Here is a 16902-nt window from a genome sequence, read left to right as displayed (position 1 = left end):
TAACTTTTGGTCAAAGATTAGCTAAAAGGTCAACTAAGTGTAGTGCACACTGAATTATTCACTTGAGTTATTAGACATAATCGACACAGGGACATGACACTATTTGTAACCAGAGTTGTTTAGCTTGATTTTTTTGATCAAATATCTCCCTAAAAAAGCCTATCCCGGGCTGCTCTCCCAGTTATTTGGATACTCTAAGAATTAACCACCAGGGGAACAGGCTTGATGATCCTATGACTTTGTTCATCACCAGCCACATAGCAAGTTTTTGGGGACTGTTAAATGCTAATTGATACTGCTAAAGTTGATGCGATGATGGAGGGGTATCTACAATACTCAATAGAAACGTGTCACTTTGGTCTTGTTCAATAAGCTTTTTTATAAAATGAAAATGGGTGACTTGGTTAAGCGTAAAAATGACACAAAGCGAGAAAAATGCTCCTTTGGCTTTTCCTCTTTTTGCTTTTCCTCTTTTTACTTTTCCAATATAAGGGGGGGGGCGTGAAGGTCGTAGCTGAGAGTGGATCTTAGTATTTGATCGCTGAACAATAGAGCATAAATTTTTAAAGGTCATTTATCCATTCGGCTGATGGTGTGATGGAGCACCTATGCCAAGGAATAAGCCTTCAAAACTGACGTTGCCGCCATAGCCTGCGACTTCAGGTAAAAGAGGTGGTCAATAAGTTAACTCAGGGACTCAGTAACGCTGCCTCTGTGTTGGAAGTGTTAGATTGTAAAAAAATATCAACATGGGTTATTAACAGGAGTGAATTATGGATATAACAGGCTTATTGATTACGTTAGCCATTGGCGCATTAGCTGGCTGGTTGGCTGGGACGTTAATGAAAGGGATGGGCTTTGGTCTACTCGGTAATATCGTAGTCGGTATTGTAGGGGCCGTGGTCGGGGGTTTTGTATTTAGTTTACTGGGCATTTCTATGGGAGGGCTACTGGGTTCAATTATTACCGCAACGGCGGGTGCTGTCATCTTGTTATTTGTTGTTGGCCTTATTAAAAAGCTATAGCAAGCTAACATATACCCAAACGACCTCGAAATGCAGGGTTGTGTATGTCCAGAAGAGACCGAGTTCAAGGTGCTAGGAATAGGGCAGCCTTCGGTCTGCTAGGTTCTAGGGTCGCTGCCCTCACGGATAGAGCGGTCTGGCACCTAGGCCCTTGGCTTGTCATCTCAGGGCTAGCGACAGCTTCGCTGCTAAGATTTTATAGGATCTCGCCGCGCAGCGTCCTAGCAGCGTAGCGATCTAGGCTCTTGCTATACAGTCTCTTCAATCACTGTCTTGTCCAGTTATCCTTCGGGAGCGCTGAAAAGAGCATGTTGAAGTGGCTTGGGTATAAGTACTCAAAAACGCAAACTGCTATAGCATAACCATGACAACACTATTGTGAGCCGATACAACACGCCTTATGAGTATTGTTCTGAATATGAATATGAATATGTGTATGAGTAAATCGGCCTCTTTTGTTGGTTTACTCCAGCCATAGTGGTCATGGTTAATTATCTAGGGCTCAATTTACTGAGAAATGAGCCCTATGTATGTGCCTGAATAAACAAAGACTATCGCAATGGATACTGAAAGAGACTATGTTATTGATTATAAATGTGACTTGGTCGTCTTTAGTTATCATTATGGCTTAGATCAGACTCACTGATAAATTTCTCAGTGTTCGGCGTTATACCACTTAGTGTAGTGATAGGAGGACCACATGCTTCGATGGACTATTTTACTTTTTAGCATAATCGTTTGCTTGAATGTGACCGCTGCTACTAACCTGACCTCATTGAGTGACAAGGGGATTGATAGCTGGGAACCCAAAGAATTCTCAGGTGAATCAATTTACACCATAGATGAATATAAAGGGCGCTTGGCGCTAAAAGCACTCAGTCATAATGCCGCATCAGGGTTAGTGTTAGAACAGCAAATTGATCTTACTGCAACGCCTTACCTAAACTGGAGTTGGTTAGTCGAAAAAACGCTGCTGCAGTTAGATGAGCGCAGTAAAAATGGTGATGACTTTGTCGCTCGAATTTACGTGGTTATCGATGGTGGTTTTATGGTGTGGAAAACCAAATCATTAAACTATGTTTGGTCGAGTAATCAAGATAAAGACTTGGTTTGGGATAATGCGTTTGCTGGCTCAAGTGTCAAAATGATGTCTGTTCGAGGAAAGGAAGCGCAACAGGGTCAGTGGTACCAAGAAAAACGTAATGTATACCAAGACTTGATTGATATTTTTGGTGACAAAGGCAGTGAGCAAGCTAACCAGAAAGCTTATCAATATATAGACATTATCGCGATTATGACCGATACCGATAATAGTGGCAAACAAGCTGAATCTTATTATGGTGACATAGTATTCAGTGCAATGTAGCAACCGGTTAATCAGCGATTGAAATAGCATAAAATTAAATCAATACAATATTTTGTACTTACGTTTAGCTAGCGAGTCAGCCGGTAATGTTATGGGTAATTTGACTACATTTAAAATATTGATTTGCTTAATCATGGAAGATTTATGAACATCAAAAAGTGGATTTGGAAGATAGTCACAATATCGGTTATCTGTGTATTGTTACTTAACCCAGAGTTAGTGTCTTTAGCTGTGTTTGTTGATGCTGTTGGGCTTGATTTATTGTTATTACTTATTGAAGTACAGATAGTGGCTGTTAGTGGCTATTATTTTCAAACTTGGTTTAAGTCAATATTGATGCCTGCCTATAAGTTATTAGGTAACGTGGACCCTTACTTTTTCATCCCAACAAGGGCTTTAGTTGCCAAGTACCCGATGATTTTGTGCCATGCAGTGCCCTTTTTAATGTTGCTCATTATCGGTGCAACAGTCGTTAAACCTGTGATTGATACGGGTGATATTTGTTAAGTTACTATTGTTGAAAGCTAGAACTGGCTATGCGGCCTCTAGTGAGCCGCATTGCTTGTTTTATCGTTAAAGCAGTGGGCTGAATAAGTAAAAAAACTGTTCCACTAATCGTTTGATCAAAGGTCTTTTGCGCCACTGACGAGCATCCATTTTTATCGAGTTGGCCATATATTGATGTTGGACTTGACTGAGGGACTGAGTAAATTCTACATTGTCTACAGAAAGAGTGACTTCGAAGTTAAGCCACAGGCTGCGCATATCAAGGTTAACAGTACCGATTAGACTATGGTGCAGATCAATTACGACTGACTTTGTGTGCAGCAAGCCGCCACCAAAACGATGAATATTTACGCCCGCATTAAGTAATTCACCAAAGAAAGGCCTGCTTGCCCATTCCACCATCAGTGAGTCGTTTTTGTCGGGTATGATTAAATTAACCTGTACACCACGCAAGGATGCAGCAGTCAACGCAAAGAGTAGGTTTTCACTGGGCACAAAATAAGGGCTGGTGATGGTGATACTGTGTTTCGCTTGATAGATACTCAGCAATAAAACTTGCTGGATCATGTCCTCAGGCATGCCAGGTCCAGAAGGGATGACTTGAACCATGTCGGATGCTTTATCTTCATGGGGATAACATTTTGGAGGCTCAGGTAACATTCTTTGGTCGGTTTCGGTTTCCCAATCCCACGCGAAAATACAATTAAGCACTGGCACATTGGAGCCGGTGATCCTGACCATAACATCTATCCACTCACCCACTCCGGCACTTTGATTAAAAAACTTGGGATCAATGAGATTCATTGAACCGGTATAACCGATTTGGTTGTCTATCACGACTATTTTACGGTGAAGTCGGATGTCGAGCCGGCGGAATAACATACGTACAAGAGAAACGGATAGCGCCGAAATAATAATTATGCCTGCATCGCGCATCAATTTTGGCCACTTGCTGTTAAAAAATGTTCGGCTTCCTGCTGCATCTAATAAGATTTTTACTGCCACATCACGTTGAGCGGCTTGGATAAGGACTTGGGCAACTTGGTCAGCAAGTCCACCGGGATGCCAAATATAGAACTCTACATGAATCGACGTCTGTGCTTGTTGGATATCTTGGATCAGGGTGGTTAAAATTGTGTCGGGTGATGATTTAAGCGTGAGTTGATTATTGGATAATGTCGGGATCCCGAGGCGTTTTTCGCATAATTGGCTTATGGTAATGGTGTAATCATTTAAATTTTGCGGACGATATTGCTGGGTAGTGAAAAGCCCGCTAAGCCATTTCCGATAGGGGATATACATTTCTTTGGCTCTGGCTGCGCGCTTCTTACCAAGGTTCAGCTCGCCAACGAGAAAATAAAGCACAATGCCTATGATGGGGACCACATAGATAAGCATCATCCAAGCTAAGGATACACCCACAGAGCGCCGTTTATAGACAATACGAGTGGTGATCCCGGCAATGATCAGCCAATAGGCTAACACGCTGATTAACGTTAATACTTTGTAAAGCTCAACCATAGCAAGCCAGTGGATCAATCATGCAGAAAAAGATATATTTATCATATCAGGTTTCAAACTATTTGATCTACCATCTACCATCTACCATCTACCACCTGCCATCTGTACGGCTGGGTATATCAAACAGTTTGTTTTATTATAAAGGTGCTAGTCTTAATCAAACTAATGTTAACCAAGCTCAAGCATAACGTTCAAACATCACCCGTAAAATGAATAGAGGTATCGTCAATCGGCATTTTTCGCTCAAAGCCAACATCAACAACAAGATTGCAACCAAAGCACAAGCTGCTAGGGCTTACTCGATGGGGGAGTCTTGTTATCGTCATATTAATAATGACGACAGTAGTGGTTGTGCCATTTTTTATTCAATTTGCGACTAAACCTCAGGTGATTAATAGTGAGCAAGAGTCGTTTGCTGCTCAATGTGTTGATGCCATACCTAAAGCCAATTTGGATATGGATGGTCAACTGGCTGTCGCGAGCTGGAATATCTATAAACAGCAAAATGCAGGCTGGCAAACGCTGTTAAGCCAACTGGCCAAGCAGAATCAATTATTGTTGCTGCAAGAGGTCAAGTTATCTGACAAGTTTCAACAGTGGCGCCAACAAAACCAGCAGCAATTGGCGATGGTACAAGCCTTTCGTCAAGGTGATATACCGCTTGGTGTAATGAATATGTCTGACGTTGCAGCGAGTCAAAGTTGTGGATATTTGACGGCCGAACCCCTAATTCAATTTCCAAAGTCGAGTCTGTTAAGTTACTTCCCCTTGTCCAATGGTGAAACCTTGCTAGTGGCAAATCTACACAGTATTAACTTTGAATACGCTCTAGATAGTTACACTGAGCAGTTACAGCAGCTGTTACCGGCATTGAGAGCCCACAAAGGCCCAATCATTTTCGGTGGTGATTTAAATACATGGCGCTCCGCTAGATTGTCCATGTTAGCTCAGACGACGAAGGCATTAGGGTTGAAAGAGGTAACACCAGCAGAAGACACCCGAACAACTGTGATGGGCTACCCCATTGACCACCTTTATTTCCGGGGACTGACGTTAGAGTCTGCAAGGGTGATCACCACCCAAACATCGGATCATCATCCTTTGTTGGCACAGTTTAGATTAGGCGAAAGTTAAACCACATAGCTTATGGTGATTTTGGTTTTTTTTGCGAACAGTGCTCACTATGGTTAAATTATTAACGTATTGATAAAACTTAATTAAAATTAAAAATTCGAATGTAGAAAACACAGCGCTCTAAATCGTTCACGTTTAAATCTCAATAGGGAACGCCTACAAAGTTTACCTATGGCGCATCATTTTTTGCTCACGTTAGCACGGTAAGAGCATAATATTACATTATGCTCTCCCTGCTATTCTCTTCATTTTGGTACATCTGAATCTTATCTTTAAGTCGTTTTTCGAGTAAAAAAGTGTTGGGTCACTGCTTTATCTAATCTGTAGAGAAAACCCCGTGATCAGAGCTAAGCGAAGTCGCGGGGGAATTCACCCTATTACTTCTTATTAAACATAGCTTGACCAGTTTTATCCTTATCGGACCAAAAATTAATATTGAATTGTGCATCAGGGCTTAATTCAATGCGGTGCCAGTACTCTGGCGGGCTGGTGGCAAACTGGCCAGCATTAATCACTACTTTCACTTCTGGCTCAGTCGCTTCGCTGTCTGCAAAACCAAAATACGTGACTACACCTTCCATCACACATAATTGGCCGAAGACACCTTCGGCGGTATTGTGGTGGTTAAGTAGCGCATCAGGCACATTTTTAGTGGTGAAAAATGGGGTAGAGCGTTGAATGGTCCAGTTTGCTGGAATACGTTGATGAGACATAATTCTCTCCTAAATTGATACATTAGCAGGCTTAGTTGAGCCTACTGGTTTAAATACTAAATACTAAATACTAAATACTAAATTCTAAAGATTAGCTGGCAAGGCTCTCAGTAGTGGGAAGGTGTTTTTCATATGTCCTTCTGTTACCACAAAGCCGATGATCTCTTTTTGCTCGTTATACGCTTTTACTGAGCAACCTAAAGCATCAATATCAACCTGCCAGGATGCAACATCTATGACGGTATTACCGCCTAATTGGATAGGCATTTGCGGCGTTTTAACTTTGACCAGCATAGCAGGCAGTTTCAAATCTGTCGGTTGGCCTAATAAGGTTTTCGCTAACGCATTGGCGCTTAACATAATCGGCTGCAGGTAGGACATCACCTTGCCGTTTATCTCGGCGCAGTCTCCCAAGGCATACACATTATTAACTGAGGTTTGCAGCTGCTGATTAACCACCAAGCCGTTGTTGACCTTGAATCCCGACTTTTGGGCTAAACCCACATTAGCCTTTAACCCCGCCGCTGAAATGACACAATCAACAATATGTGTTTTACCCGAGCTGAGTGTGGCACAAATTCCTGATCCGGTTTGGTTTAAGGAGCTAATGGTGCGGCCAAACTCAAATTCAACACCTGTTTCGGTCATCTTCTTTTGTAATACACTGGCGACTATATCTGGCAGCATCGTTGCCATAAGGCCGTTGCTTGGATCTACAACTACTACGCTTTTACCGCAACGGTTAAGATCCATCGCTATTTCAGTACCGATAATGCCGGCGCCAATCACTAAAATCCGCTGCGCATTCTGTAGCTGCAGCTGCGCAGTTTCAAACTCGCGCAAACTATTTAAGGTGATCACCTTGTCTGTTGCATTACCAAGCATCGGTGGAACAAATGTTTTTGCCCCCGTTGCCAGCACCAATTTTGTGTAAGGGTAGGCGACACCTTTAACAAATACCGCCTGTTGATCGCTATCAATGCAGTCAACCTGAGTAAAAGCATGCAGAGTAATATTATTCTCAGAGGCAAATTCCTGCGCACTGAGGCGAATTAAATCCGCACTGCTTTGTTGATTACTAAATACATGGCTCAAATCAGGCTTATTATAATCGTGGCCCTCATCGAGGGTAAAAACAGTTATGGGTATGTGCTGATCTATGCGCCTAATGGTTTTGATTAACTGATATGAGCCAAAGCCGCTACCAATAATGATGATGGGTGCACTCATGATACTTTCCTTGCTTCAATAGGGATAAATACCTCTTTGCCAAGGCCGCAATCTGGACAGAGAAAGACATCTGGTACTTCGCTCCACGGTGTTCCTGGTTCAACATCTTGATTAGGTTCGCCCAATACTGGCTCATAAACCCAGTTACACACAGTGCATAACATATTTTGTGAATCATCAATTGCCGAAGCAGCACCGCATTCAGGTTTACTTTCCCGAGACTTAGTTGCTGGCTTAGCGGTGGCAGTGGCTTGGTTGTTTTTGGCTAGGGATGCTGGTGAAATGGATTTAACATTACTAAGATCATGCCATGCCCAGTTTTTGGCAATCTGTCGCCCATGGTCGCGGCATTCGCGCATGGCTTTACCATCAGGTCGCCATTTTGCTTTTAGGCCCACAATCGTATCAAATCCGGCATCGGTAAGACGGGTGTGAATACGATCGACCGCACCGCCGTTCCAACCGTAGCTGCCAAAGGCACCGGCTTTTTTATCTTTAAAACGCAGGCCGGTGATCTCTTCTAGCATCCCAGCGACTTTCGGCATCATCACATTATTCATGGTAGATGAACCCACTAATATGCCTTTAGAGCGGAACACATTGGCTAAGATGTCATTTTTATCATGGCGGGCCACATTAAAGACTTTAACTGACACCCCAGGATCAACATCGTGGATCCCCTGAGCAATGGCATCAGCCATCATACGGGTATTATTAGACATTGAATCATAAAAAATAGTGATCCTGTCTTCCTGATAATTGTCTGCCCATTTCAGATATTGATGAATAATCTGGGTAGGGTCATCGCGCCACACTACGCCATGGGCGGTGGCAATAATATCAACTGGCAGATTAAAGCTCAGCACCTCGTTAATTTTAGCGGTAACCAGTGAGCTAAACGGAGTTAAAATATTGGAGTAATAACGTAAACATTGGTCCATCAATTCAATCTGATCAACCTCATCGTTAAACAAATGCTCATCGCAGTAATGTTGACCGAATGCATCGTTACTAAACAATACGGCATCTTCGGTTAGATAAGTCATCATACTGTCTGGCCAATGCAGCATAGGTGTTTCAATAAACACCAACTGCTTGCCGTTACCGATATCTAGCGTGTCGCCGGTTTTGACGATATTGAAATGCCATTCTGGATGATGATGTAAGCCTGTAATGGAATCGATAGCATTTTCGGTACAGTAAATCGGGGTGTTGGGGATTTTAGCCATCAGAGCCGCTAACGCGCCTGAATGATCTTCTTCAGCATGATTAATAACAATGTAATCAATCTTATCTAGGTCAATTTCCATCTCAAGATTTTGAATAAACTGCAGGCTGAAACGGTGGTCAACGGTATCGATTAAGACATTTTTTTGTTCACGAATAAGATAACTATTGTAACTCGTCCCTTTGGTGGTTTTATATTCAGTGCCATGAAAGTCCAATATTTCCCAATCACGTTGGCCAACCCAGTCGATATTATTTTTAATGTGAATTGTCATATTTACACCTGTATTAAATTGAAAAGTTACAAATTCATAAAGTTAAATATATTAATGCAGACTGCATGCCAACTAGTTAAATAGCTGATTAAATAGTTAATTATTTCAATTAAAGTTGAGTAATTGTCATATTAACAATCCTAAAAGGTGTCTTAATAACACTTGCGTGTCAAAATGACATGTTTAAGGTGGCATCCTCTCAAGAGTCTAATAAAGACCTGATCACTGGCCGCCTAGTCTTTGGTCACCCTTATTCGCTTAGTGGTAATGAATCATGGCTAGACCAAGGCACATGATAGTGAGCTTAGAAGAGACTCCTTATGGTAATAACCATGAGTAAGCAGGCCGCTTTTACTGATGTAAACCGGTCATATTACTCAACGCTCATTATCTAGAGCTAAACCTATTGAGAAAAATACCCAATTTATGTGCTGGTATAGTTATAAAAGGCTATCGTAATGAATGCTGAAAGAGGCTATGTTATTGATTATAAGAATGGCTTGGGTTAGTGACTAGCAAGGCTAGAAAAGGTCGCTGTACAATGACAGCCTATGCCTATCAACTGTTGAGACTGGATGATTTTTTAGTAATTAGGTACTTAATGTATGGATTTGGCTATTGTCTGAATGTTACTCGAGTCTTTCATTTCGGTTTTAGTGATAGCTCATTTGGCACAAGCTTTAGATGAGCCTAGTGTTTATAAACTCAATTACAACGCGTATACAAGACTAATAGCATCGAAAGGATGCGTAAATATTTGGATAAAGGTGAAAAATATGTCAATCACATTGATAGTTATTCTGGTTCTGGTGGCACTGGTGTTTTTTTATGTGACCGGGGTATTTAATAAACTGGTTACGCTGAAAAATCGCTACAAAAATGCCTTCGCACAGATCGAGGTGCAATTAAAACGTCGATATGACTTGATACCTAATCTTGTCGAGACCGCCAAGGGTTATATCAAACATGAACGGGAAACCTTGGAAGCCGTGGTAGAGGCACGTAATACGGCGCAGAATATGTTGTCAAAGGCGGCGGCCGATCCCAGTAACACTGATGCCATAAAAGGACTGAGTGGCGCTGAAAGTAAACTGGGGGAGGCCATGATGAACTTTAACATGGTGATGGAGGCCTATCCCGATCTTAAGGCCAATCAGAATATGCTGCAGTTAAGTGAGGAACTTATCTCCACGGAAAATAAGGTCTCTTTTTCCAGGCAGGCCTTTAACGATCAGGTGATGGCTTATAATACTTATAAACAAACTTTTCCTCCGGTGTTTTTTGCGGCGCGATTTGGTCATGGGCAAGATGCAACATTGTTGGAGTTTGAAGATACTGTGGCCATCCAGGCGGCACCCAAAGTCTCATTTTAGTCATTTTTCTAGGTATGCAACATGAATTTTTTTGAATCCCAGGACCGAGCACGTAAAAACACTTTTCAGTTGATTTTGCTGTTTAGCTTGGCGGTGATCATCCTGATCGTGATGGTTAATCTGCTGGTTATGTTGGCGTTCGGTTTTATCGACAACGCGCAAATGTCAGCGGGTCAGTCTTTTTGGCAGCAAATGGATTGGCGCACTTTTGCCACTATCAGTTCGGCAGTCGTTCTGGTGGTCTTGGGAGGCAGTCTTTATAAAATCATGGCTTTGTCGGCTGGTGGCAAGATTGTTGCCGAAGGGCTAGGGGGACAATTAATCGCACAAAATACCACTGTTCTGAATCAACGAAAATTATTAAATGTGGTAGAGGAAATGGCTATCGCTTCTGGTACGCCAGCACCACCGGTATATTTGTTGGCTGACGAGAACGGTATCAATGCATTCGCCGCCGGTTTCTCCCCCAAAGATGCTGTTATTGGCGTGACTCAAGGAGCGATTGATCACCTAAGTCGCGATCAACTTCAAGGTGTCATAGCTCATGAGTTTAGTCATATTTTTAACGGTGATATGCGCCTAAATATCCGCTTGATCGGTGTTCTTAACGGGATACTGATCCTCGGTATTATTGGTTACCACTTACTGTATTCCACTTCTCGTTCTAGGCGTGGACGGGACAATGGTAAAGGGACCGCAGGAATATTAGCCCTGGCGATTGGGCTCATTGTCATCGGCTTTGCCGGGACTTTTTTTGGCGGCTTAATAAAAGCGGCCGTGAGTCGACAAAGAGAATACCTAGCAGATGCCTCAGCGGTTCAGTTTACCCGTAACCCAGAAGGCATTGCGGGTGCATTGAAACGCATCGGCGGGCTTGAGTTTGGATCTTTGATAGAGGATCCAGGGGCACCTGAAATCAGCCATGCTTTTTTTGCTCAAGGCGTTTCAGGTTTCATGCAAACGTTGTCTGCTACCCATCCTCCACTGGCAAAGCGTATCTTACACATCGATCCCCATTGGGATGGCAAATTTGCCACTGTCGACAAGCTCGAAATAGACCAAAGTGTGCAATCTGGCGATGGAAAAGTATCCAAGGCTCAGCCAGAACTGGCGAAAAAAATGAGCACAATTGCTGCCGGGGCGTCCATAGTTGATGTTGCCAATAGTATTAGTCAAATAGGCAATCCTACGCGGGAAACGGTCGATTATGTTCGGGCGTTAATTGCGCAGTTACCCACTGTCATCAAGGATGCTGCTCGTGAACCCTATGGGGCTCGGGCTGTTGTTTATGCCCTGCTATTGGATAAGGATCAGCAAATTCGGCTTAAACAATTAGCTTATTTACACCAATATGCCGACGCAAATGTTGCCGTTTTTACCCGTAAACTGCTGTCTGAAATAGATAGGTTAGAAGCTGGCTCTCGGCTTCCATTAATTGATATTGCCATCCCAGCTCTCAAACAGTTATCACTGTCTCAGTACCAGATTTTCAGAGTCAATATGGATGCTCTGATTGACATGGATTTTAAACTTGTCTTAAAGGAGTGGACCTTACGTAAAATTCTGTTCATTCATCTGGATGCTCACTTCTTCAAACATCCGCGCAGCCTACTGGCTAGCGTAGATAGCGAGCAACTTAAGCCCGAAATTGCATTGCTGCTATCAGTGTTGACCTATGCCGGTCAGCAAGAACAGGTTGTCAGAGAGGACGTTTTTATCACCGCGGTAGAAGCATTGGGAATGAGCGAGCTCAAATTAGTTAACGAAAATGCAGTCAAGCTATCAGATCTGGACACAGCGCTACAAAAACTGGAAAAGTTAACTCCTATGGCCAAACCGATGTTATTGCACGCCTGTGCCGTTTGCATCATGCGCGATCAAAAGATAGATCCGGTTGAGGTTGAATTATTACGGGCTTTTGCCGATGTTCTGGCTTGTCCAATGCCACCACTGATCTCTTATGCTTAAGCATTGTATCGCTCAATTTACCTTGAGTATGGATTGCACTCGTTAGCCTTAACTCATAAGAATATGCACCAATAATGGAATGGACCTACCGTTTGCTCGTCTTTTTAATAAGCGACTAGATCATCAAATTAAATGCATCTCCCGCCATATTATTAACGGCGTTGCAATAAACCCATCTAGATAAATGGATCGAAACCTACAAAAAAAGATCGAATTCATTTGGGAAAATGTGCCGCGGCGCACCGGCAATGAAACATTACTTAATGGGAAATAGGTTGGGGCTGATAAGAATTTAGCTAAAAGCTAAATTGAAGGTCACCATTTTAAAAACGGGTAACGGTTAGCTTAAGTCAGAGCCATTACATTTGAGATGGAAATGACACAAGAATGATGAATTAAGAGTGTTGCTGGCATCGCAATGATTTACTGTACCATAGCGAGATTAAGTCAATTTTTTAGACAAAAAATAATAAAATAATAATAATAAAAAATAATAAAAATAGTGGCTTATGCTTTTTAGGTAAAAGGGAATGCAGCCCTCCATTAACCCACTAGCCATCGGCTATTGCTTGACGTCAATACTTGTCTCAATTGGTGCTTTGGCGCGTCGTTAAGTAAAGGCCAACAAAAGAGGCTATTTTAAGGCGCCCCGGGGCATTAAGCGTCTTCGTTTTTATTCTCAGATGCAGTCACTGTCGATGTAGGCAGAGGATTATCGGTGGCCAACGGCAAGGTGAAGTATAAAAACCGCCTCCCAGTGGTATAGTTGGTTAATTTCGTTGCACAACAGGAGACATATTATTTACACACTGTATTGGGATCGCGGTGGGGCCAACATGGCCACTCACGCCGTACTGGAAGAGTTGGGCGTGGCCTACGAGTTGATCGAGATCGATTTGGCTAAACGAATGCAACGTACACCGGAGTACCTGGCGATCAACCCGAACGGCAAGGTGCCCACATTACAGCACCGGGGCGAAATCATTTATGAATCGGCGGCGATCCTGATGTACCTGCTTGACCAGCACCCGAATGCCGGTTTGGCCCCCACACTGCATTCGCCGCAACGAGGGCATTATTACCAATACCTCACTTGGATGTCGAATACCTTGCAGGAAGCGGCTAACCGCTGGGCCCACCCGGAGCACTACGTCGCAGGCGATATCGATTTGACCCCCGTGGTGGATAAAGCAACCCAAGACCTGAGCCGCTGCTGGAGCATCCTCAACGATGATCTGGGCAACAAAGGCCCATGGCTTCTAGGTGACAGACTAAGCGGCGCCGACTTTCATTTGTTTATGGTGGCCTACTGGAGCAGCCGCTATAGCAGTCGAGCGCAAGACTGGCCAAACCTACGCCGCCACATGCAAGCCATGCTTCAACGCGACTCTATCCAACAGATGATGTCTCAGGAGGGACTGACATTGGAATGCTGATCCGAGGGGGGATGGTTCGCGCACTTAATAGAATTTTGCAGTGAATAAGTACCTATGGCCATTAATTCATTATGTTTAACACTCGTGGAGTCCATATACGCAAAGTGGCACAACGCGAGATAGAACTAGGGTGAAAATAATTTTAAGGTAGTGGCCCATTTTTCTTCATAAAGAGCATGTTTCCATTAGGCAATTGTAGGGCTGTGATTACTGTTTTTGGTGTCTATTTGTTGGTTACATAATTAAATTTTCAGTTTCTTCTCGTGAGAGTATGAAAAAAAAGCGAGAAACATTGCCAGTAATATGTACATGGAGAGCCAGAAGAAAAGCTGAGAGCCTGTGATCCCATTATCAATGAGATAACCAAATAAAATCGGAGAAATCGAGGTCGATATTACACCAAGAGAGACCATGAGTGCGCGTATTCTCCCAAGATACTTGGTGCCATAGACTTCAGCCCAAAGCGCATTAATGATTGGGCTACCGGAGCCCATGGCGATGCCGAGTAAAATAAGTAGCGCGTAAGCAACCCAGTTGCCTGTTAGTTGCGAGGCCAACAACAAAGCCATGAGCATTGGGATGGGGTAATATTTTAACAATTGTCTCCCGCTGAATCTGTCAACCAATGCGCCCGTATACATTGATGAAAGCTAATGGGCTATCCCATAAAAGACGAAGCAATTGGCAAAAAGCATGGGTGTCCAGCCCATCTGAGGAAGAAAAAATCCCTGATGAATAAATATTCCTGTCACGATGAATGGTGCCGCAAGGACTGTGGGTAGTACCAACCAAAAACGATAATCGGCAAGTAATGTTCTTCTCGATCCATCCTCTTTGAGTGGTTTAGAAGGTTCACAGTCTAAAGTTGGATCATGTTCGGCATATTTTTGATTTCTCGCACGTTTAATAAGAAAAAGTGCCAGAGGAAGATAAAGTAAGGGGACTGATACTGCTATGATCAACCAACTTTGTTGCCACCCGAATTGTGCAATAAAAAATACTGCAATGGAAGGCAGTATGATTTCACCTAAGGGAACCCCTGTGGTTGCTACACTTACACCTTTGCCACGATTCAAAGAAAACCTTTTCATCATTGTGGTTATGGCGGTGTGTGGAAAAAGTCCCTGACCAAAAAAACGCAGGAGAAAAAGTCCGACAACAAGCGTTGTTAGGTTATTGGTCTGCCAGAGTGTGAGCGCTGCCAGAGAAAGTCCAATTGTGCAGAATAGGATAAACTTTTCTAACGAGACCTTGTCAATACTCCCACCAATCCACATGATAAGTAGGCCACTGGCAAGTGTTGCCATAGAGTAGGCGGTTCCATAGCTTGTGGCTGATAGACCAAGACTTTCTTTAAAGCTGTCTCCGAACCAGCTAATGAAAAACGACTGACCGAAGTTGCCCATGAAAACGGTCATCACGCCAAAAATGAGAATTGGCCAGCTGTGGCTTATAAAAAGTAAATATTCGCGGATCATGTATTATATAAGCTCCCTAAAAAAATTCACACAATTGACTTTTTTGATGGTTTGTCAACAAAGGGAAATGCGGATGACTATTATGCTATTCACATTTAGCTATGTTTCCAAGTCCAAATAGCCAAATGAACCTATTTCCTTTTTACTCTATTGCCTTTGTAGGATAGGCGGCTTTGTCATTTTTGTTTATGTGCATGTTAGCATGGCAGGTTTCTATGTCGCTTTTATCTGAAGATAGCACACCGCCACAACGGGGCTTGATTGATGGATAATAAACTATCTTTTTAAATGCCCTTGCATCAAAGGAGCCATAGCGTCAACGCTAGATTGTTGCTGCCAATCTGGTAAAAGCCGATATAAAAAAAGCGATGTATACGAAGCAGAATGAATGATTGTGTTCAAAGCAGTATTTTTTCGTAAATAGATTTTACTCTCTCTATACGGCGCAAACTTTTTCTTTACAGAAATGGGTTTTCTTGTTGATGAGTGAAACGTTATAATTTCTAACACTTAACTGAAGTATCGTATAAATAATGCGCGCTTTGGTGATAACGTAAATGGATATATTATTTTGATGAAGATATTAGGAACACACAGCGGGGCATTTCATGCCGATGATGTTTTTGCCATTGCGGCGTTGTCGATGTTGCATCCGGAGTATGAAATACATCGCTCACGTGACCCCAAAGTATGGGCAAAATGCGATTACCTCGTTGATGTTGGTGGTTACTACAATCACGATGAAAAGGTATATGACCACCATTTTAAGAACGGTCCGACATACGATGATGGTTTAAAAATGTCATCTATCGGCCTTATTTGGTCTCATTATGGTACTGAGATTTGTGGCTGTCCTGATATTGCAGATAGGATTAGTCGACGTTTGATTAGGCAGTTTGATGCAATTGATAATGGAGTGACATTAACACATCATATTGAAGACTTTTCTGATGTGCGCGAAATATCACTATCGGGGTCAATTTCTATGATGAACCCTCAGGACCACTCTAAAACAGATGACGTTTTTGAGGGTGAAGTATTGCGCGCTCGTTTAATGCTTCAGACTGCCATCGCACAAGCGAAGCACTGGATTGATAGTCGGGAAGGGGTGGAACTTGCTCTTAACGTGGCTCACAATGAAAAACGTTCATATATCATTGTGCCTGAAGATTGTAAGTGGATAGAACACCTGTTTAACAGCAATGGAAATGAAACGATACTTTATGCAATATTTCCAAATGGTGAAAAATGGTACGCCCGCACCGTTCCATCCGCTCCTGGAGAATTCTCTAACCGTAAAGATTTTCCAACATCATGGGCTGGTTTGAGTGATGAAGCGTTTTCAAAAGTAGCACAGATCCCCGATGGCGTATTCTGTCATCATGGCTTATTTATCTGTGCAACAGGTTCACTTCAGTCAACTATGAAGTTAGTCGCTGATGCCATTAAAGCCTAAACCGACAACGCCATGATAAATGTTTGTATTTGGTAAGCAGTGCTCAGTAAAAGGTGAAGACCTAAACGAGCTTGAACGTAGGGCTGTGAACCAATGTAGTACTCAAAACATGGCCAAGATTGTTGGCGGCATCAAAAGGATTTGCTGCGCCATAGCATCATTACGTAAACTCGTTAGTAAAAAGACTAGCGAG

14 protein-coding genes are annotated in these 16902 nt (G+C 42.7%); 8 read left to right on the top strand and 6 right to left on the bottom strand.

The features are described 5' to 3' along the window. Window positions 1-773: 773 nt before the first annotated feature. The 3 genes from CXF80_RS06025 (at window position 774) to CXF80_RS06015 (ending at window position 2898) form a co-directional block, all read left to right on the top strand. Window positions 774-1025, top strand: coding sequence for a GlsB/YeaQ/YmgE family stress response membrane protein (locus tag CXF80_RS06025; RefSeq protein WP_101032025.1), 252 nt, complete (start codon window positions 774-776; stop codon window positions 1023-1025). A gap of 700 nt (window positions 1026-1725) precedes the next feature. Continuing rightward, the gene (locus CXF80_RS06020) at window positions 1726-2391 is read left to right on the top strand and encodes a DUF3047 domain-containing protein (RefSeq protein WP_101032024.1); all 666 of its coding nucleotides are present in this window, start codon (window positions 1726-1728) and stop codon (window positions 2389-2391) included. A 144-nt stretch (window positions 2392-2535) separates the two neighbouring features. Next, a complete protein-coding gene (locus tag CXF80_RS06015) occupies window positions 2536-2898 on the top strand; it encodes a hypothetical protein (protein WP_101032023.1) in 363 nt (120 codons plus the stop codon). A gap of 66 nt (window positions 2899-2964) precedes the next feature. Here the strand turns inward: CXF80_RS06015 and cls are convergent, their stop codons facing one another. After that, window positions 2965-4419: a cardiolipin synthase gene (cls, locus tag CXF80_RS06010; protein WP_101032022.1), complete on the bottom strand. Its 1455-nt coding sequence runs from the start codon at window positions 4417-4419 to the stop codon at window positions 2965-2967. Window positions 4420-4686: 267 nt separating this feature from the next. Here cls and CXF80_RS06005 point away from each other — a divergent pair, with 267 nt between their 5' ends. Next, a complete protein-coding gene (locus CXF80_RS06005; RefSeq protein ID WP_269801257.1) occupies window positions 4687-5553 on the top strand; it encodes an endonuclease/exonuclease/phosphatase family protein in 867 nt (288 codons plus the stop codon). A gap of 377 nt (window positions 5554-5930) precedes the next feature. Here the strand turns inward: CXF80_RS06005 and CXF80_RS06000 are convergent, their stop codons facing one another. From CXF80_RS06000 to norV, 3 genes are all read right to left on the bottom strand, one after another. Beyond that, window positions 5931-6266: a DUF1971 domain-containing protein gene (locus CXF80_RS06000; RefSeq protein WP_101032020.1), complete on the bottom strand. Its 336-nt coding sequence runs from the start codon at window positions 6264-6266 to the stop codon at window positions 5931-5933. Between the two features lie 84 nt (window positions 6267-6350). Beyond that, window positions 6351-7496, bottom strand: a complete 1146-nt coding sequence (gene norW / locus CXF80_RS05995; protein ID WP_101032019.1) for an NADH:flavorubredoxin reductase NorW — start codon at window positions 7494-7496, stop codon at window positions 6351-6353. Further along, entirely contained in the window at window positions 7493-8998 is a 1506-nt protein-coding gene (gene norV, locus CXF80_RS05990; RefSeq protein ID WP_101032018.1) for an anaerobic nitric oxide reductase flavorubredoxin, read from the bottom strand. The genes norW and norV overlap by 4 nt, the downstream gene beginning before the upstream one ends. Before the next feature lie 776 nt (window positions 8999-9774). On the opposite strand from norV, the gene CXF80_RS05985 reads away from it, so the two are divergent. The 3 genes from CXF80_RS05985 to CXF80_RS05975 all read left to right on the top strand — a co-directional run bounded on the left by CXF80_RS05985 (window position 9775) and on the right by CXF80_RS05975 (window position 13775). After that, window positions 9775-10371, top strand: coding sequence for a LemA family protein (locus CXF80_RS05985; protein WP_101034687.1), 597 nt, complete (start codon window positions 9775-9777; stop codon window positions 10369-10371). A 21-nt stretch (window positions 10372-10392) separates the two neighbouring features. Then, the gene (locus CXF80_RS05980; RefSeq protein WP_101032017.1) at window positions 10393-12339 is read left to right on the top strand and encodes a M48 family metallopeptidase; all 1947 of its coding nucleotides are present in this window, start codon (window positions 10393-10395) and stop codon (window positions 12337-12339) included. A gap of 779 nt (window positions 12340-13118) precedes the next feature. Further along, complete coding sequence (locus CXF80_RS05975; RefSeq protein WP_269801256.1) at window positions 13119-13775, top strand: glutathione S-transferase family protein; 657 nt, start codon at window positions 13119-13121, stop codon at window positions 13773-13775. A 242-nt stretch (window positions 13776-14017) separates the two neighbouring features. Here CXF80_RS05975 and CXF80_RS20255 read toward each other — a convergent pair whose 3' ends face one another. Continuing rightward, window positions 14018-14416 (bottom strand): MFS transporter, encoded by a 399-nt coding sequence (locus CXF80_RS20255; protein ID WP_332871099.1) that lies wholly within the window; start codon window positions 14414-14416, stop codon window positions 14018-14020. Between the two features lie 9 nt (window positions 14417-14425). Then, window positions 14426-15253 (bottom strand): MFS transporter, encoded by an 828-nt coding sequence (locus CXF80_RS05970; RefSeq protein WP_198554735.1) that lies wholly within the window; start codon window positions 15251-15253, stop codon window positions 14426-14428. Window positions 15254-15827: 574 nt separating this feature from the next. On the opposite strand from CXF80_RS05970, the gene CXF80_RS05965 reads away from it, so the two are divergent. Further along, the gene (locus CXF80_RS05965; protein ID WP_101032015.1) at window positions 15828-16709 is read left to right on the top strand and encodes an MYG1 family protein; all 882 of its coding nucleotides are present in this window, start codon (window positions 15828-15830) and stop codon (window positions 16707-16709) included. Window positions 16710-16902 lie beyond the last annotated feature (193 nt).

It is taken from the genome of Shewanella sp. Actino-trap-3, from assembly GCF_002836275.1.
In the GTDB taxonomy this organism is placed as follows: Bacteria; Pseudomonadota; Gammaproteobacteria; order Enterobacterales; family Shewanellaceae; genus Shewanella; species Shewanella psychromarinicola.
Note: the sequence above shows the minus strand (reverse complement) of the source record. Positions and strands in the feature narration are given on the sequence as shown.

Bases quoted from the DNA above. Each gene is read 5' to 3' on its own strand.
- CXF80_RS05965 (WP_101032015.1), top strand. From the start codon at position 15,828: ATGAAGATATTAGGAACACACAGCGGGGCATTTCATGCCGATGATGTT.
- CXF80_RS06015 (WP_101032023.1), top strand. From the start codon at position 2,536: ATGAACATCAAAAAGTGGATTTGGAAGATAGTCACAATATCGGTTATC.
- cls (WP_101032022.1), bottom strand. From the start codon at position 4,419: ATGGTTGAGCTTTACAAAGTATTAACGTTAATCAGCGTGTTAGCCTAT.
- CXF80_RS06000 (WP_101032020.1), bottom strand. From the start codon at position 6,266: ATGTCTCATCAACGTATTCCAGCAAACTGGACCATTCAACGCTCTACC.
- CXF80_RS05985 (WP_101034687.1), top strand. From the start codon at position 9,775: ATGTCAATCACATTGATAGTTATTCTGGTTCTGGTGGCACTGGTGTTT.
- CXF80_RS05970 (WP_198554735.1), bottom strand. From the start codon at position 15,253: ATGATCCGCGAATATTTACTTTTTATAAGCCACAGCTGGCCAATTCTC.
- CXF80_RS20255 (WP_332871099.1), bottom strand. From the start codon at position 14,416: ATGTATACGGGCGCATTGGTTGACAGATTCAGCGGGAGACAATTGTTA.
- norW (WP_101032019.1), bottom strand. From the start codon at position 7,496: ATGAGTGCACCCATCATCATTATTGGTAGCGGCTTTGGCTCATATCAG.
- CXF80_RS06020 (WP_101032024.1), top strand. From the start codon at position 1,726: ATGCTTCGATGGACTATTTTACTTTTTAGCATAATCGTTTGCTTGAAT.
- norV (WP_101032018.1), bottom strand. From the start codon at position 8,998: ATGACAATTCACATTAAAAATAATATCGACTGGGTTGGCCAACGTGAT.
- CXF80_RS05980 (WP_101032017.1), top strand. From the start codon at position 10,393: ATGAATTTTTTTGAATCCCAGGACCGAGCACGTAAAAACACTTTTCAG.
- CXF80_RS06025 (WP_101032025.1), top strand. From the start codon at position 774: ATGGATATAACAGGCTTATTGATTACGTTAGCCATTGGCGCATTAGCT.